Below are 16,410 nucleotides of genomic sequence, written 5' to 3' on the forward strand. Positions count from 1 at the left end.
ACCCGTCACAAGTTGTTGCCCTGATGAACAGCCTGATTCGATGAAAATCACTGCGGTGGGATTCTTGGGAGAAAGGATTCTAGTCGCGAAAACGATGTCCCAACGTCGCGCACGCGCCCAACAATAACCAGAGTGTTACCGGTTCGGGAACGAAGAGGAGACTCAAGCGGAGCCCCTGATCATCAAGCTCAAATGAAAAATTGTCTGCGGTAGCGCTGGGATACAGTTGCTGGAATTGGGAGATGTCGAATGTAAACTTATCAAGCGCAACGCCAGTATTGTAGCGGTGAACGAATTCTGCGTTCCGAGCTCCGCGAGCAGCCGTCTATGAGGCGAGTTCGCTTTCGATCCGGCCACGGCACCTGCCTCGCCCTCCCCGTTCAGAGCGATGGGTTTGATAATTAAAGGGATCGCTGGGACTCGCATCGATTATCAACTCACAGCCGACAAGCAGCATGTCCCAACCGCGTCCTACGAATGCTCCGGTAGTTCCCTCGGCGTCGATTATCTCCCACTGAAACATGCCACCGCTGCCCCAAGGCATTGCAGTAGCGCAGCATGAACGAGAAAAGGTTCCAAACGAGAAAAGGTTCCAGAAACCGAAGAGACGACGGGCCAAAAAAGTTTCTAGAACCCGATAACAAGTATCTGTACACTGGCAAAAAGGCTCGACGGGAAGACCGGCTTGCAACTGAATCGGAACCGATTTTATGAGGCTCCGCTGGGGCGGTGGGTGGATCGTGATCCGCTTGCCAGCAACGACTTGTCCATTCGTTGACTGATGTCTTGCAAGCGAGCCGCATCGCCTCCTGATACTTCAGCGGTACTCCAGCCGGTAAATCCAATCTCTCTGAGTGCTTCTCGAACGGCGGGCCAATCGACATCGCCATCACCGATCTTACAGAACCCAGCCTCGACGCCCCAGTCTTTCACATCGACTTTCACGATGCGTTTCCCTAACACTTTGATCCAATCTGCACTGGGGGAGAACTTTTGCACGTTGCCAATATCGAAGTAGGAGCCAACCCACGGGCTGTCGATTTCATCGAGATAGTCTCGCAACTGTTCGGGAGTCTCGCAGAAGCCGTTCCAGACATTCTCGATGAGGATTCTTACGCCGAGCTTGCTCGCGAGGGGCAGTGTCTTGCGAATTCCTGCAATCGATCGCTGCCACACTTGATCGTGCGTTTCCTTCTCGCCGGTCACGCGTCCAGGGACTAGGAGGACCGAGTTGCCACCAAAGGCTGCCGACTCCTGCAGGCATTGCTCCAAGATTTCGACTGCTTGTGCTTGCACTTTGGGATCAGGATCGCTGAGCCGAATCTCCCAATGGCGCATGTTCACAACACCATGCACGGGCATTCCCGTAGCTTGCGTGGCTGCTCGTACTTCGACGGGGTCGAGACCAATGGGGCTTTCGAGTTCCATGCCGTCGTAGCCCAAGCGTTTCATCAACGCAAACTTCTCTTCTACTGATCCGGGCTCGCCGATCATGCTCCACTTGGCGGACTTGTAGATGCGATCACTAAGCGCGGAACCCATTCCGGACTTCGCAGTCGCAGCTGCCTTTGCAGTCTCGGCTGCTGGTGAAGCGGCGCTCGCTAGAGAGCTTGCCCCGATGGCGACAGCTCCTGCAGCCAAGAATTCGCGACGATTCGAGTGCCTCGCAGGTGGATTTGCCTCATTGTTTATTGTCATTTGGAAGCTCCAAGAGTTAATTTGTGAGTTCTTCGAAATCCTGTTGATGCTATTACCTATTGACCTAGCGTTTGCTGCAATCGGTTTAACCCGATTTGAGAGAAAAGAGCTTTGATTCGATACGCTGGCTACAGCGCCACTAGCACCGGACCTGTAAGCATCACACAGGCAGCATCAAACGGTGCCGCCCTTACCAGGAATTGCTACCAAAGGTTCAGGGAGATCGCCGAATTCGTACTTCTCGGGGCCGAGTCGTACTTCGCTGTTAAAGCACTCGTCCCAGGTAAGGGTCTTGCCGCTGTAAGCAGACATGCGTCCCATCAACCCGATCATCGTGCTATTGCACATGTAATGGCCGTTGTTGATCGGCTCGCCATCGCGGATGCTCTTAAAGAAGTGCTCGTGTTCTACGCGGTACATGCTGGGTTTCTCGCCGCGATAGCGCCAGGTCTTGCCCTCTTGCGGATCAATCTTGTTACGCAAGACTTCCGCTTGGCCTTTGGTGCCGAGCACCAACTCATCGACATGCGTCGAGGTGCCATCTTGTTGCCGACAAGTAAAGTACACGTGCTGGCCGGTCGGGTATTTATAGAAGACAGTAAAATGGTCGTAGATGTGACCGTACTTGGGATCGGTCCGTTGCTGACGACCACCCATGGCCATGGCCGATTCGGGCTGAATATCGCCCAGTAGCCATGCAGTCTTGTCGAGCGAGTGAACCGCTTGCTCCATAATATGATCGCCCGAGAGCCAAGTGAAATACAGCCAGTTTCGCAGCTGGTATTCCATGCGACTCCAGTCAGGCTTGTCGCCCCGATGCCAGAGCGTGTTGGTGTTGTAGCTGGACTCGATGGCAACAATATCGCCGATTGCTTTTTCTTCCAAGATGCGTCGCATCGTTTCGCGAACGCCTAGGTCGTATCGCCAGCACAGGCCTGAGACAATCGACAAGCCTTTCTCTTTGGCTTTGCGACAGCTCTCGATCACGCTTCGTACACCTGGCGCATCAACGGCAACCGGCTTCTCGACGAATACGTGTTTGCCTTTCTCGACAGCATACTCAAGGTGGAGCGGGCGGAAATGAGGCGGTGTGGTAAGAATCACAACGTCGCAGGTATCGATCACCTGCTTGTAGTTGTCGAAGCCACTGAAGACGTGCTCCTCGTCGACCGCAATGCGATCAGCGAAATCCTTGTTTCCCTTCAGATCGCCGAGACACTGCTCAGCTCGGTCGACAAACGTATCGCCAATCGCAACCAGCTTGGCGTTTGGATCGGCTGCCAGTGCATCGATCGCAGCGCCGGTGCCGCGTCCACCGCAGCCAATCAGACCTACACGGAGCGTTTCATCTACGCCCGTATGCACTCCCTGGGAATCAGCCAAGGCATGCGTTGCGCCCAGCGCGAACACGCCTGCTGTTGCCGCGGAGGACTTGATGAAAGTGCGACGGGAGGAAGAAGATAACTCATTCATGGGACTTTCCTAATGATTGAAGGCCTAATGATTGAAGGCTGGTTACGGAATTCCAATGGATTGGCCAGTATAGTCGGAGGCCATTTGCAGGGGTAACACGATCTAAGAGAGTTTAGTGGATGTCGCTTGAATCATCGAAGGTGGTAATGATAGACGCACAGAGATGTAACAGAATCTGCAGCTTGCGCCTTCGATGCTAAAGCAAGCGGCTACTCAGGGGAGTCTGAACGAGGGACGAACAAGTTGCACAGAAGCGTCCCATTGACATCGACCATTATAGGCCAGAAGCGGTACGCTTGGTAGTCGAGGAGGGCACCCCGTCAAAGGCGGTCTGCGAAGCCGTTGACTTCTTTTCAGCAGTCGCTGCGAGGCTCGCCAGTATGCTTGACCAGCACGCCGGAACTGTGCGGCAACCTATTGTGACTGGCGAGAGGTGGTAGTCTGAACTGAATCGGCTCTGCAGGCATCTCACTCAGACCAGACCCGTTCGCGACACTCCGGGCCGATACACGCTCAAACCGACTCGCATTAGCACTTACGAGAGAATTCTAACCTCGATGCAGTTGAGCAAGAACTACGCTTCACGCTTTTGTATCAAGGCGAGGTCGTGCAGATGAAACGATTCGGCAACGAGGGGTACTGGCGGCGCTATCGAGAACGACGACGCCAAGCTTTGGAAAACAATGCAGGTGGAGCCAAAAAATGCGATCAAGCCGATTGCCGACTCACCAACTGAGTTGCCAAGGGTGGACGCGTTGAATTGACGAACAACGCTTTGACTACCGACGCGTTGTGTAGATAAGCACTTCTACCACTTGCTCCGGCGATTGTGCCCAAGCCATTGCAGCGGCATCCACTTCTTTAAGCGGGTGAGTAAGATCTGCACTATGGAGGGTGATGTAGGGCTTGCCTAAGGCAGCACAGTAGCCTGCATCGAAGGCGGCATTCCACTGCTTGTACTTGTCGCCGAAGCGAATCACCGCGACATCGCAGTTCTGGATAAGAGTTCGCGTTCGCAAGGCATTTACTTTGGCAGACTGGTGATCGCGCCAGTAGGCTTGATCCTGTTCGCCAAGCACATCGCCGGCTGCGTCACTCGCTTGGTGATCGGTCACTGCTGAAGTAAATTCAACCGGAAGCTGCGCCTGCTGGCAGGCCTCGACAATCTGTTGTCGCCAAGCGGTATGGATTTCTCCGGAGAGGTACACGTTCCAATTCATGATTAACTTTACCGATTGAGTCTGATGCTAATTGTCGCCGGAGGCTGGGCTTACTTGCCGTCTGATGGTTCTCCAGCACTAGTTTCGATTTGCCAAGCTGGATTGCATGCGGTGTTGGTGTACTCTCCAAGCCAAAGCAACTTACGTCAACACCCTGCTCCTCCTTGTTGCTGCCCTTCGCTGCTTTTTGCTACTTCTATCGGCCACAATCCCGCTCAGCTTCACTCGCTGAAATTCATGTGCAGCTGATTTCCTTGGGAAAGAATGCCGCAGGTGTCTTTGTCGATCTTTGGCAGGCAGGAGTAACCTGCCATGCGGTATGGTCGGATTCCAATCACTCGGAAAGTTGGGCGGTGACCTAGTGTCCAATATCCATCAGATCGTTATCGGGGGGAACCTGAATACAAGCTTTTCAATCGGCACGCCTGGGACTGCTGGAGAAGTCGATTTTGCGTTCCAACGTTTACTAGTTATTTCCTAACCGTCAGCTAGCGTCCTTGGCGTATTAGGCCAGTCTGTCATAATGCTAGCGAGACGACTCAGCAGACCTCAAATAACTCAATGAGAAAGATTGCCATGTCCTCCTTACTCGTCAGAGTCACAGTCAGTTCCGCGTTCCTGCTGGTAGCGATGTTGGGTTGCTCCAACCAAGCGGCAATGCAAGAGGCGGTAGAAAAGAGCGATAAAGCGAACGACGAATCGTCAACACAAGAAGCAACTTCTGCAAACGCGAAAACAACTGCCAAGGAAGACGGCAAGCTAACCGTTGGCATGGTCGCCCCTCCTATTGAGATTACCCAATGGATTCAAGGAAAACCAGTCGAGGGATTCAAATCTGGCCACACTTATGTCGTTGAGTTTTGGGCAACTTGGTGCGGCCCGTGCTTGGCAGGCATGCCACACATTTCTAAATTGCAAGAACTCTATCAAGACGATGTCACCTTCATTGGTGTGACGCGAGAGAAGGAGGAGGTTGTAACTAACTTCCTAGAGAAGGCGCAGGACAAGGAATCAGGTGAAACCTGGAAAGAGGTGATCAGCTACACCTTGGCGATAGATTCGGACAGCGCAACCAACAAAGCCTACATGAGGGCCGCTGGCCAGGATGGGATTCCTTGTGCATTCATTGTTGGTCCTGATTCTCATATTGAATGGATAGGACATCCTGGCCGCATTGACGATCCCTTGGAGCAGGTAGTGACCGGGAAATGGGACCGCGAGGAATACCTAGTTCGCCATGAGAAAGAACAGCGCGCCGCCAGGGCCATGGAAGCTGCGATGAGCGCCTTGAGAAACGCCCAGAATGAAGGCAACTGGGACGAAGCACTGACTTCCATTGACAAATTGATCGAGCAGCAACCCGAACAAGGTTACTTCCAAATGCTCAAATTCTCAGTACTCATGCGTGCTGAGCGAACCGGTGAAGCGGTCAAGCTTGCTGAGGCCATTGTCAAGGATAATGAGAATGAACCTCAACTACGGAATGCTCTCGCTTGGGAGTTAGTGGCAAGTGAAAACAGTACCGAGGAAAGTCTCGCATTAGCCCTTCAATTAGCCACCGAAGCCAGCGAACAAACCGAGCACAAAGATGCTGCCATCCTCGACACACTGGCGAAGGTCTACTACGAGCAAGGCAATCTTGCCGAGGCAATTGCTTGGCAGGAGAAAGCGGTCGAATTCGGAGAAGGATCAGAAGCGATTGAGGCAACCCTCAAAGCATATCAATCGGAACTTGAAGAAATCGAGTCTCCTTCAGAAAGCGACGAGGATGCGACCCCGGAGGATGAAGTGCCAGCCGAGGAGGAAGAGGCTCAGGAGGAGTCCACTTCGGAAAAGGAGTCTATGCAAAGCGATACAGAAGAAGGATCTGCTGCGGACTCTGAGGAGCCAGAATAAGAGCCAGGATCCGAGGAGCCAGAATCTGAGGAAACGAAATCTGAGGACGAAGGGTCGGAGGCTGCTTAGCTGCGACTTCTGCACTGTTCTGAAGTAACGCACCATGCGAATTTCAGTTAACAAACAAAATTGGACGCGAATAAACGCGGATTCAGCCGTTATTTACAGGCAGATTTGATTCCATAGCGACAGTTCAACATCGGCGATCATCAGCTTGATCCAAGTCTACTTGAGTAACATGTTTTCTGAGCTATTCTAAGAAACGTAAAATTCGAGTTAAGGGCGCGACTCAAGAACCAATGGTAGGCAGATTGGTTTGCCCCGCGGAATTCCCGAGGCAAGAAGGGCAACCTACTGAAGCCCAGATTGCAGAGCCAGTCGCTACGTTGGGACATTCTATTGGCTCTTGAGTTCTGTTTCCAAGTCTACAAACCGACCCCCTCAAAGAGAATGGTCTTCGCGTGCATTAGTTTTGCACATGCCTCGCCTAGCTTTGGGTCACGAGACGATTTACTCACACAGCGCTCGCTCAGTGGCAACGCTGAGGAATGTTTCCACGAGGAGGCTGCGAAGGCAAAGCTCGCGAGGCATTGTTTGAAGCAGCTGCTACTGATTTCGAGATTGCAGCACTGAAACCTGTCGTGTCGCCAAGCGAGATCCCAGGCTCTCCCTGGTTGTTTGACCGGAGCGAGAGCAGGCACGGATCCCAGGGGGATCGAGGTTTTAGAACGAACGCCTTTTGGAGCAGTATTGATCCATGGAGCAACGTATGATCTGCCGATCGACCAATGTACACAAGGTGGTAGCAACCATCGTGGTCTGCCTGCTGTTTCTTAATTCCAGTGTAAATCTGTTCGGACAACTTTCGAACCCAATTCCCGGCGCCATTACGAAGCAAGGGCTTCGCGTCGAGATAGCGGAACTGGCCACACTTCCCAATACAGAGAATACCTGGGGCCCGAAAGGGGATAGCCGCAGTGGTGATCCGACCCGAATCAACCTGGCCCGACATTCCCCGGATGGGCGGCTGTTTGTGAATGATCTTCGCGGCCAACTCTATGTTCTCGACGACAACTACCAGGCAACGACTTATTTCGACATTGACACAACCAACGGCGGTAGCAGATCAATTTTTCCAGACTCCATGTTCGACACGGGATTGTCCGGAGGATTCATTAGCTACACCTTTCATCCCGAATTTGAGAGCAACGGCAAGCTCTACACGATTCATTCGGAAGAGCCCGACGGCTCGACGCCAGCACCTCATTTCCAAGCCACCGACTTGGCTGATCCAGCTAGTCCAGTGACGTGGCACACGGTAGTTACCGAGTGGACGGCTAGTGATCCTGCTGCGAATACTTGGAATGAAGCCACTGGTGTCCGGCGCGAATTACTTCGATTGGGATCGACGACGACGGGTGGTTATATTCATCCACTGGGCGATTTGCAATTCAACCCGACGGTCGTTCCTGGCGACGCTGACTACGGCAATCTCTACATCTCAGGAGGCGACTGGGGCTATATTGCTAGAGGAACTACACCCGATGGCAGTCCAACCAATGGTCAACCAGGACAGCTTAAGCGACTTGATAACCTGCCTGGAGTTTTGTATCGCATTGACCCTGAAAGTCCAGGTGGCAGCGATCAAGCCGGCGTAGGCGACTACACGATTCCTGAGGGCAATCCCTTTGACGATGAATCGGGGAGCAATCTCGACGAGATATACGCAATCGGTTTCCGGAACGGCCATCGCATGGCTTGGGATTCCGACGGCACGCTATTTGTCTCGAATATCGGCGAGAGCAACATCGAAGAAGTCGAACGCGTTGTCGCCGGTGGCAACTATGGTTGGTCGCTGCGTGAGGGGACCTTCGTAAACGGCCACGACATCAACAGTGGCGGCAGTGGAGACGCTGGAGACGTCTTCGCGAACAATGTTTCTGACGCCCAAGACGTGGATTTTCGGGGCGAAGAATATTTGTATCCGGTGGCCCAATATGATCACGACGAAGGTAATGCCATCGCGGGAGGGTTCTTTTACCAAGGCGACGACATCCCACAGCTAGTGGGCAAGTTTGTGTTCGGCGATATCGCCAATGGTCGGGTTTTTGCAGCGGACGCTGCGGCCATGAAGAATGTCGATCTTACCGATCCGAACACGACGGCGAGTATTGAAGAAGTTCAACTCTTTACGGTCAACGGTTCGGGAGTGGAAACCAACGTGGATCTTACCGATCTGGTCGGCAGTTCGCGTGCGGACTTAAGATTCGGGCAAACTCCGGACGGCGAGCTCTATCTCACCACGAAGAAGGATGGAAAGTTACGCAAACTTGTTGGCCTCTCTGCCGACTTCAATGCTGACCGCACTATCGACAACACCGATCTCCTTCAATGGCAGACAAGTTATAGCCTGGACGCCAGCGCAGATGCGGACGAGGATGGAGAATCTGACGGGAACGACTTCCTGATCTGGCAGCGTAATTTCGGCACGCATCTAACGGGCAACAACACGGCGACCGCTGCTACCTCGCTTCTTGTGCCAGAAGCTTCTACTTTCAGCTTACTCCTAGTTCTCTCGGCACTTAACATTCTCTTTTTAAGAGGCGTGCCGTTCAAGAAATTTTGTCTTGCAAGAAGCAGCTAGTACCTTCGTCCAATACGAGATCAATACCGCTCATCCCACATCAAAAAGGTGGAGGGATACGGATACCTATCTGTGGGTTGGCGTACTCTTGGTACTGGCCGACGGAGACAGACGATTTAGGGGTGTTTGTACCTCAAAAAAAAAGCCTGAGGGCAGCACCACCGATAATGGTGGCTTTCGCCAAGTAACGAACGCCCAAGGAATTTAACAAAGTCAGGCCGACTGGCGATTCACGTTGCCCAACGACTTGCTGAGCACTCGCGTTTTAGGCCAAGTCCTCGCGAAAACTGTCCGGTTTACGGCCGAGGACTTCTACGCCTGTAAGCCGCTGGACGGCTAACCCCGTCGAGCGTCGAGCCGCTGCCAATGCCTTCTTGATGGGTGGTACTTCCAACCACCAGTCACGAAGGAAATATAGACATGATGTTTCTCGATCCACCCCTGGCCCCCAAGAATGGCCACACCTTACAGGTAATCACGATCTGCCGAGCTAGCAGCCCTGGTGAGGGCAAGCAGGATATTCGCTCGCTGGGCGATCAAGAGCAATTGCTACGGCAATGGTTGGAGGAACACTATAAAGAACCTACCGAGATTACAGTGTTCGCCGACAGTGGCAGCGGCGAACGACTAGATCGTCAGGAAACCATAGATGCCCACTCGGCTATCGAAACGGGTCGCTTCGATTTGGTTCTTGCCGAAGATTTGGGGCGGATCATGCGGCGCACGCAAGCGTTGGATTTCTGTGAAAACGCAGAGGATTACAGCACACGTGTCATCTCCCTGAATGACTCTGACGATTCAGGAAGGGAGGGCTGGCGCATGTCGGCCTTCTTCGCTGCCATGCGACACGAATTGTACAAGGCGGATACGGGAAAGAGGATTCGACGTACCCTACGCAACCGGTTTGAGAGCGGGGGCGTCGTTCAAACTGTGATCTTCGGCTACATCAAACCGCCAGGAACCGAGGATGATAGCCAGCTCCAGAAGGACCCGGAAGCGGAAACCATTTACGATGAGTGGTTTACGCGTTTGGAGAATGGTGAGACCTTCTCGGCCATCGCAGACTGGTTGAACGAGAACGAAGTCCCAACCGGTCCGCATAGCCGTCGATCAACCTGGTTTCACACGTGGGGGCACGTCACACCCACGTATACGCTTGAACAAAGCGAAGCTCGATGAGCAGATGCTGGACCTGTTCGACAAGCTCCGCGTCCAGGACAAGAAAGTAGGCCACTGGTTCGCCCGTGTACTGCGTGAGAGGACGCGAGAACAACAACAGCAGAGCCAAGTGCAAGTCGCCGAGTTGAATCGCCAGTTGACGTTAGTACGCCACCAGCAGGACCAGCTGCTCAATCTAAGACACTTAGAAGAGATCGACCCAAATACCTTCGCGTCGAAGGGAACAGAGCTACGCGACCGTGTGGCACGTCTCACGCTACAGGTCGAATCACTTGATCGGGGACGTTCTGAAGTGGGCGAGATTGCGGTCAAAGCGTTTGAACTTTCGCAAACGCTTAAGCAGCAATGGCTTACCGCCGACTATCGGGCGAAACGTCGATTGCTGGAAATCGTCCGTTTGAACTTCAAACTCGATGACGTAAACCTAGTCCCAGAATGGAGAAAGCCCTTCGACGTCTTGGCCGAAGGGCTTGATTCTGAAAACAGTCGGGCCGACAGGATTTGAACCTGCGACCTTTTGACCCCCAGTCGTGAAATAGGATTTGAATGCCTATTGAACACTTGTGGTTAAGCAGTAGCGTGAAGGCAGAATACTGGACTATGCGTTTATCCGGGAGCACTTTGGCAACAATCGAGTAACAGTAGAACGGAAGGCTCTCTCACGCATATTTTCTGATGCCACAAGCATTTGCTTGCTACGAGGGTCGATCCGCAATGTGAAAACACTAGCGATACCAAATCCGGTTGAGTCGTAGCCGCAATCAAGCGATTGCGGACTGAGCAGAATGTGGGCTCGGTTGAAGGGGGCAGCGACTGTCTTGAAAGTCAATTGTTTTAGGGGCTATTTCTCCAAGGTGTTTGGTCTCTGAGTATGGCGTTTAGCATGCAGAGTAGTTTTCGCATGCAAGCTACGAGCGCAACTTTTTTTCGTTTTCCGATTCTCTGCAGGTGTTCGTAGTGTGCCCGGATGACTGGGTTGTAGCGGGTTGCGACTAGAGTCGCCATATAGAGGGCGGAGCGTACGCTTGCCCTTCCTCCCCAGGTCGTGCGTCGTCCCCGATACGCGCCGCTGTCTCGGTTGATCGGGGCGACGCCAACCAAGGCGGCTATTTGTTGTCTGGAGCACGATCCTAGTTCTGGTAATTCGACCAAGAGGGCAAGGGCTGTTTGTGGTCCGACCCCTGGCACGCTGCGCAAGAGATTTTCCTGATCACGCCAGGCAGGTGTTTCCTCGATGGTACGTTGCAAACACTGATCGAGCTCCCCAACCTGCTCCTTGAGCGTGTCGCATACGGCCTTGATCGTATTACGAACCAACGTGTTGGTCGTCTGTTGAAGGCGATTTTTCTCGCTAGTAAGCATCCCAACAAGCTGCCGCCGACGGGCGAGTTGCTGCTGTAATTCCCGTTATTTTTTGCTCGGTAAGGGACGTTGTTCGGGACGCACTACCTGACCAAACTGGGCGAGCATTTGAGCATCGATGGAATCCGTTTTCGCGAGCTGGCCCGTGGCTCGGGCGAAGTCGCGCACTTGCCGCGGATTAACGACGATGATGGGCAGATTGGCGGCCGCCATTTCGGCTACGACCGCCCGCTCGTAGCCGCCAGTCGCTTCGACGATGATCGAGTCAATCGACCAGTTCGCGAGTTGCTTCATCAAATGGCGATGCCCTTCTGGCGTGTTGGGCGCTTGTAGCACGCCCTTGGGGGTTGCGACGTCCAATTGTTGCTTGGCAACATCGATTCCAATGACGATCGATTCCATGAGATGTTCCCTTCCTTGCAAATGCGGGCTTGCCTGGAAGTTCCAAGCAGCGGCCCAAGCGACTGTTCGGGCTACTTCTCAAAACGCCGACCGGGATCCTGCTGCCCCACGGCCTGAAGGCCCGAGGTCAAACGATCTCGCGACCGGCGAGGCTGTCCCGCTTCGTTCGCTACGCTCACTTCGCGGAACAGCCTTAGTCTCTAATGCAGTAATATTCCCTTGATATTGAAAGATACAAGGTCACTACGCCGTACAAACGATCGTTTTGAGACGACTACTTTACGCAGTGATAGTACCGAGCATCCGGTTTTCCCGTTGGCGTTTGATTCGGGGCTTATTGTAATTTGCGACTCAGGACAAGTCCTCGCGTGGATTCCAACTTCCGGTTGTTCAGCCGCACGTCGAGCTATTGGGAAGGCTTGTAGCTACGTGATGTCTAAGGCATGTGACGCTCTCGTCCACCAGTCTGTGAAACACCTTGGTGAGAGCCCCACCCACCTATCGAGTGAGCTCCGATCGCTGTGGTTTAAATCCGTAAGCCGTTGTGTGAAGGATCTGCTCGGCAAGAAAGGCATGATGGCAAGGCGACTTGGCAGAGTGCTGGAAAAAAGTTCAGACAAGGTCTGTACTGATTGTTTCCGATCGCGAGCCAGCTACATGCCAGCAGACTAGCGAAGGCAATTGTAGTAAACGTTCGGCACGACTACGGAAATCCTTTGCAGCCGTGCGCGATATCGCCAAGGCTTTTCGCCAATTTACTGGCACTGATCGGCTGGTTACGAGGATTGACGGTGGAGAGGATTCCACACAAAAACTCGAACACCAGCTGAGACATGTATCCTGGGTCGTTGTTGCCTTAACCAATGACGAAAATCTCAGCGTCACCCGAGGCGCTATACGCACCGCGCATAAGCTGGGAGTCAATGTATATATTCTGATCGCAGAGTCCCTGCTTGAAAGAGCCCATACCGACCTCGAACACTTGCAGTTCGGTGATGCTGTGGTACAGCTCAGTGCAAATTCACTTCGTAGGTTAATTGATCGTTCCAGCAGTAAGTGCACTGTAGAGGCTGTTGCATTTGCACGATCGAGGGGATACCGGAATCTAGTTGTCCTTGATGGTGAGCTAGGACCGGTTGGAGTGCTAGATGGAGCTTGGGTCTATGCACATCAGAGGGTGGAGGGCGCCGTACTGAGAACGCACGCATTTGCTGGCACAATCGTCGCCTGCCTGACAGAAGGTTTTCAACCAGGGCCGCATGTCGTCGGACTAGCGAATGCAGCTGCGGGATTGGAAAGCCAGGGGACAAATTGGTTCGGACCGAAACCACTCAAGCAACTGGCCACTCAGCCCCTGCGGCATACTCTGCCAGCAAGAACCCTTTTAAAGAAGGTTCGCAGACGGTTTGCCCTCCATAGAGCAGCTGTGTTGAGCAGCGCCATTCTGATGGGCCTAGCGATTGCTCTAGTTGTTGTTGCTTGATTCAGCGCACAGACCACAGACCCGATATGGACCGAAGTGTCGCTCATTGGCGACAGAAGTGGAGATGAAAAATATGCAGAAGCGCACCTAAGCCACTGCCAACAAATAACTTGCGTCGCTTGGAAAATATCGGTGTGCAATTGCTCTTCATAGGTGTCGTGGCTAGTTGGCCATTAGATCGTCACTTCACCCACTCTCGAGGAGCTCAGTATGCCGGAACCAACAATTACCAAGCACGCAAGAGAGCGAATGAGCCAACGCAGGATCACATTGGAGCAAATCCTTAAGGTTCTGGCTTTTGGAACTACACGTGAGACTTCAGGCAACAAAGTGACTTGTGTAGGTTGGCTGACGAAATGCCTGAATCCTGAGCTCTCACAGGACCTTTGCGATATTCATGTCGTCCACAGCGGAAGAACAATCGTCACTGTGTATCGCTAGAAAGCTGATCTTAGAAAAAACTGAAACTTAAGGGCGTCAATGATTTTACGAAAACTCTCCCTAGTGCTAGTGCTTATCGCTGTGTCGTTTGCCGTGCTATATCTGGCCGAAGGTTGCTCCGCAGGCCGAGCGCTAGTCCTAGCGAGCTTCATCGGGCTTATAAAGGCGTTCACAGTCGCGGCCAACGATCGCAAATGGGCGTCTATCGAACCTTCACTAAAGACCCGAGGTTTGAGTGTGAACGAATAACTAGGAGTCTAAAACTCTCAACAGCTAGGCTGCACAGTAGTGAAAACAGACACAAGCTTCGCACGACTCTTGCAATAGCGAGTACAAGTGAGGGCTTGATTAGCGGCCTATCGCCAAACATCAGAACTAGAACAATCCTATGCACGATTCCGATAGTATAACGCACATGTTGCAATCTAGAACACACTCGCAATGGTGCCTATTTTTCGCAGGCGTCCAGGGCGCCGGAAAATCAACGGTAGCTTTGCGAACTGGTGTCGAAATAGGTTGCCCCTATGTAGACGCTGACGACTATCACTCAGAAGCGGCGATACAACTTATGAGTGCTGGCAAGGGTGTTGACGAGTTAGGGGAACAGTATCGTGAGCAGTGGCTACAACGAGTCATAGGCGCATGTCGGACTCATCACCTAATAGGCCTGAACGTTGCCTGCGCCTGCTCGCTGCTCACCAAGTCCTTGCGAGCAGAGGCGGTTCTCAGCATCTCTGATCTGGGGGCGGAGGCAAGAGTCGTCTTTCTGGATTGCTCGAAGGACGAATTGTGCAGACGACTTACAGCACGAGACGCGAAGGGGCAACACTTCGCGAGATTGAGCATGCTCGACGGCCAGCTTGAAGCTCTAGAATTACCAATTGCTGATGAAGAGTCGAACGTAGTTGTCATCAATGCCGACGACCGTGACCCTGCTAGAGTAGCTTGCCGAGCTTGGTTGGCAAGCTCGCAGTTGCATCCCTTCAGGGACCTGGATTGAACCGCTTGAAAAGATTGATTCGCTACGTCGCTCGCCAATGGAATGCGAACGCTAGTCAAGCAATGAAGATACTTGTCGCCTATCGAGAAGAGAAAATGAAGAAATCAAAACAGCGATTGAATAGTAAAGTCCTAGGCCCAGGCAGGCCTGTACATGCTGACGTGTTCAAACTCGGTCCAAGTACAGATCGAGTGGTATTACTTTTCGGTGGAAGTGGAATAAGCGAAGAAGAATATGCAGAACGTAGTGAGACGATTATTCCAGTTTTCGACAAGCTGCTTCAGCGACTACCTGAGTCGAACACTACCTTTCTCCACGCGACAGCCCCGTATGATGTGCCATTTGCTAGGTTTGAAAACGAACCTGCACAGGCAGAGGTATGGAATCAGCACGTAGTGTCGGAGCTTCTACAGCCCTGGAAAGATCTTCCTTATTGGGCTTGTGGCTACTCGGGCGGGGCCGCATTGGCTTTAAATGGTATACACGATCGCAAGTATTGCGTAGGGGGCGCAGTCTTCGGTGCCGACCAAGTGCCACCTGACTTTACATGTCCTGCCCAATGGGCGCGGCCTCTGCTGATGTATAGAGGCAAGTTTGATCCAGTATGTCACGATCCTCGAAATCGCGACGTCGCTTCTCGACTGAACGACCAAGGACAAGCTGAAGTGATTGATTTATCTGCCGGGCATCACCGCCTGGCCGACTACGCTTGTCACGATGGCGTGGGGCACCTTCTGACACTTGCGGCCGCTATGTAGTGGTAGATACACCGAGTTTTGCCAATCACTCATCACTGACTATTGCAAACAAAACCGCACTACACCACTTTCAACAGCGATAACCAGGAATGAATACATATCAGCTGGCAGTACTGATCGACGGCGAAAATATCTCGCCGACTTGGGCAGAAGAAATCCGACGCAAGGCCGACCTCCTCGGGCAGGTCTCAATGTGCCAAGTGTTCGGTGATTTCCGCAGACCCAATACTCCGCGATGGAATTCTCTAGTAGTAGACGCTCTTGGGTTCAAATTGGTGCAGGTATCAAGGCCTTATCGAGGATCTAATTCTGCCGATGAGGCAATATTTCGAGCCGCACGAGAGATTGTCGAACAGAGAAGAGCAGATGCTGTCTGTGTCGCTAGTGGCGACGGCGACTTTTGCAAGCTGGCGGAGGAAATGATCGCAGCGTGTATACCCTGCTACGTGATCGGAAACGAATATACGTCCCGCCGTCTGCAATCCGTCTGCACTCGGTTTTTTCGTCTTGGAGCAAACGACCCAACATCTCAAGTCGGCGAACTGTGTCAATCGCAGATTTGCTTGCTGAGAGCTGCGGTTATGCTCCATGCAAACAAGCACGGTTGGGCGAACATCCAGGCTGTAGCACGCTATTTGAAGAGTCGTTCTGCCCGTTACCGAGCCGATCGATGGGGCTTTGCAAGCATTTCAAAATTAATACGAGCCACCGGCGAGTTTGAACTCAAAGAGTTTCCGAAGAGCCGACTGCGAGCGAAGGCACACGATGCACTCAACAACCTATTCACGAATGATTATGCCTCCAATCCGCCGGATTAGACCGCCCGATGCAGAGCTGACTCGGCATGTCTAGTG

The 16,410-nt window shown here is 52.8% G+C and carries 14 protein-coding genes and 1 pseudogene; 10 read left to right on the forward strand and 5 right to left on the reverse strand.

The window, feature by feature from the left end; translation table 11 throughout:
• Positions 1 to 325: 325 nt before the first annotated feature.
• The 3 genes from HG15A2_RS02085 to HG15A2_RS02095 all read right to left on the reverse strand — a co-directional run bounded on the left by HG15A2_RS02085 (position 326) and on the right by HG15A2_RS02095 (position 3,171).
• Positions 326 to 544, reverse strand: a complete 219-nt coding sequence (locus HG15A2_RS02085) for a hypothetical protein (RefSeq protein ID WP_145057355.1) — start codon at positions 542 to 544, stop codon at positions 326 to 328.
• Between the two features lie 164 nt (positions 545 to 708).
• Positions 709 to 1,698 (reverse strand): sugar phosphate isomerase/epimerase family protein, encoded by a 990-nt coding sequence (locus HG15A2_RS02090; protein ID WP_246117857.1) that lies wholly within the window; start codon positions 1,696 to 1,698, stop codon positions 709 to 711.
• A gap of 174 nt (positions 1,699 to 1,872) precedes the next feature.
• A complete protein-coding gene (locus tag HG15A2_RS02095; RefSeq protein WP_145057357.1) occupies positions 1,873 to 3,171 on the reverse strand; it encodes a Gfo/Idh/MocA family oxidoreductase in 1,299 nt (432 codons plus the stop codon).
• 613 nt (positions 3,172 to 3,784) lie between these two features.
• Between HG15A2_RS02095 and HG15A2_RS24745 the strand changes: the two genes are divergently transcribed.
• On the forward strand, positions 3,785 to 3,907 hold the full coding sequence (locus tag HG15A2_RS24745; RefSeq protein ID WP_261342149.1) for a hypothetical protein: 123 nt from the start codon (positions 3,785 to 3,787) through the stop codon (positions 3,905 to 3,907).
• 43 nt (positions 3,908 to 3,950) lie between these two features.
• Here the strand turns inward: HG15A2_RS24745 and HG15A2_RS02100 are convergent, their stop codons facing one another.
• Entirely contained in the window at positions 3,951 to 4,391 is a 441-nt protein-coding gene (locus tag HG15A2_RS02100; RefSeq protein ID WP_145057359.1) for a YtoQ family protein, read from the reverse strand.
• Between the two features lie 576 nt (positions 4,392 to 4,967).
• Here HG15A2_RS02100 and HG15A2_RS02105 point away from each other — a divergent pair.
• From HG15A2_RS02105 to HG15A2_RS02120, 4 genes are all read left to right on the forward strand, one after another.
• Positions 4,968 to 6,287, forward strand: coding sequence for a TlpA disulfide reductase family protein (locus HG15A2_RS02105; RefSeq protein ID WP_218932269.1), 1,320 nt, complete (start codon positions 4,968 to 4,970; stop codon positions 6,285 to 6,287).
• A gap of 769 nt (positions 6,288 to 7,056) precedes the next feature.
• Entirely contained in the window at positions 7,057 to 8,931 is a 1,875-nt protein-coding gene (locus tag HG15A2_RS02110; protein ID WP_218932270.1) for a PQQ-dependent sugar dehydrogenase, read from the forward strand.
• A 420-nt stretch (positions 8,932 to 9,351) separates the two neighbouring features.
• The gene (locus tag HG15A2_RS02115) at positions 9,352 to 10,110 is read left to right on the forward strand and encodes a recombinase family protein (protein WP_145057364.1); all 759 of its coding nucleotides are present in this window, start codon (positions 9,352 to 9,354) and stop codon (positions 10,108 to 10,110) included.
• Positions 10,088 to 10,615, forward strand: coding sequence for a hypothetical protein (locus tag HG15A2_RS02120; protein WP_145057366.1), 528 nt, complete (start codon positions 10,088 to 10,090; stop codon positions 10,613 to 10,615). Before HG15A2_RS02115 ends, HG15A2_RS02120 begins: the two co-directional genes overlap by 23 nt.
• Before the next feature lie 329 nt (positions 10,616 to 10,944).
• Here the strand turns inward: HG15A2_RS02120 and HG15A2_RS02125 are convergent.
• A pseudogene (locus HG15A2_RS02125) lies at positions 10,945 to 11,874 on the reverse strand (IS110 family transposase).
• Between the two features lie 1,693 nt (positions 11,875 to 13,567).
• On the opposite strand from HG15A2_RS02125, the gene HG15A2_RS02130 reads away from it, so the two are divergent.
• The 5 genes from HG15A2_RS02130 to HG15A2_RS02150 all read left to right on the forward strand — a co-directional run bounded on the left by HG15A2_RS02130 (position 13,568) and on the right by HG15A2_RS02150 (position 16,374).
• A complete protein-coding gene (locus HG15A2_RS02130) occupies positions 13,568 to 13,798 on the forward strand; it encodes a DUF4258 domain-containing protein (RefSeq protein WP_145057368.1) in 231 nt (76 codons plus the stop codon).
• 39 nt (positions 13,799 to 13,837) lie between these two features.
• On the forward strand, positions 13,838 to 14,047 hold the full coding sequence (locus HG15A2_RS02135) for a hypothetical protein (protein ID WP_145057370.1): 210 nt from the start codon (positions 13,838 to 13,840) through the stop codon (positions 14,045 to 14,047).
• Between the two features lie 166 nt (positions 14,048 to 14,213).
• Positions 14,214 to 14,798, forward strand: a complete 585-nt coding sequence (locus HG15A2_RS02140) for a shikimate kinase (RefSeq protein WP_218932271.1) — start codon at positions 14,214 to 14,216, stop codon at positions 14,796 to 14,798.
• Positions 14,799 to 14,803: 5 nt separating this feature from the next.
• Positions 14,804 to 15,556, forward strand: a complete 753-nt coding sequence (locus tag HG15A2_RS02145; protein WP_145057374.1) for an alpha/beta fold hydrolase — start codon at positions 14,804 to 14,806, stop codon at positions 15,554 to 15,556.
• A gap of 89 nt (positions 15,557 to 15,645) precedes the next feature.
• Entirely contained in the window at positions 15,646 to 16,374 is a 729-nt protein-coding gene (locus HG15A2_RS02150; protein ID WP_145057376.1) for an NYN domain-containing protein, read from the forward strand.
• The last annotated feature ends 36 nt before the right edge of the window (positions 16,375 to 16,410 follow it).

The organism is Adhaeretor mobilis (assembly GCF_007741515.1).
In the GTDB taxonomy this organism is placed as follows: Bacteria; Planctomycetota; Planctomycetia; order Pirellulales; family Lacipirellulaceae; genus Adhaeretor; species Adhaeretor mobilis.

What these genes read in the sequence shown, in the direction of transcription:
- HG15A2_RS02085 (WP_145057355.1), bottom strand. Translation starts at nt 544, where the DNA reads ATGCCTTGGGGCAGCGGTGGCATGTTTCAGTGGGAGATAATCGACGCC.
- HG15A2_RS02090 (WP_246117857.1), bottom strand. Translation starts at nt 1,698, where the DNA reads ATGACAATAAACAATGAGGCAAATCCACCTGCGAGGCACTCGAATCGT.
- HG15A2_RS02095 (WP_145057357.1), bottom strand. Translation starts at nt 3,171, where the DNA reads ATGAATGAGTTATCTTCTTCCTCCCGTCGCACTTTCATCAAGTCCTCC.
- HG15A2_RS24745 (WP_261342149.1), top strand. Translation starts at nt 3,785, where the DNA reads ATGAAACGATTCGGCAACGAGGGGTACTGGCGGCGCTATCGAGAACGA.
- HG15A2_RS02100 (WP_145057359.1), bottom strand. Translation starts at nt 4,391, where the DNA reads ATGAATTGGAACGTGTACCTCTCCGGAGAAATCCATACCGCTTGGCGA.
- HG15A2_RS02105 (WP_218932269.1), top strand. Translation starts at nt 4,968, where the DNA reads ATGTCCTCCTTACTCGTCAGAGTCACAGTCAGTTCCGCGTTCCTGCTG.
- HG15A2_RS02110 (WP_218932270.1), top strand. Translation starts at nt 7,057, where the DNA reads ATGATCTGCCGATCGACCAATGTACACAAGGTGGTAGCAACCATCGTG.
- HG15A2_RS02115 (WP_145057364.1), top strand. Translation starts at nt 9,352, where the DNA reads ATGATGTTTCTCGATCCACCCCTGGCCCCCAAGAATGGCCACACCTTA.
- HG15A2_RS02130 (WP_145057368.1), top strand. Translation starts at nt 13,568, where the DNA reads ATGCCGGAACCAACAATTACCAAGCACGCAAGAGAGCGAATGAGCCAA.
- HG15A2_RS02135 (WP_145057370.1), top strand. Translation starts at nt 13,838, where the DNA reads ATGATTTTACGAAAACTCTCCCTAGTGCTAGTGCTTATCGCTGTGTCG.
- HG15A2_RS02140 (WP_218932271.1), top strand. Translation starts at nt 14,214, where the DNA reads ATGTTGCAATCTAGAACACACTCGCAATGGTGCCTATTTTTCGCAGGC.
- HG15A2_RS02150 (WP_145057376.1), top strand. Translation starts at nt 15,646, where the DNA reads ATGAATACATATCAGCTGGCAGTACTGATCGACGGCGAAAATATCTCG.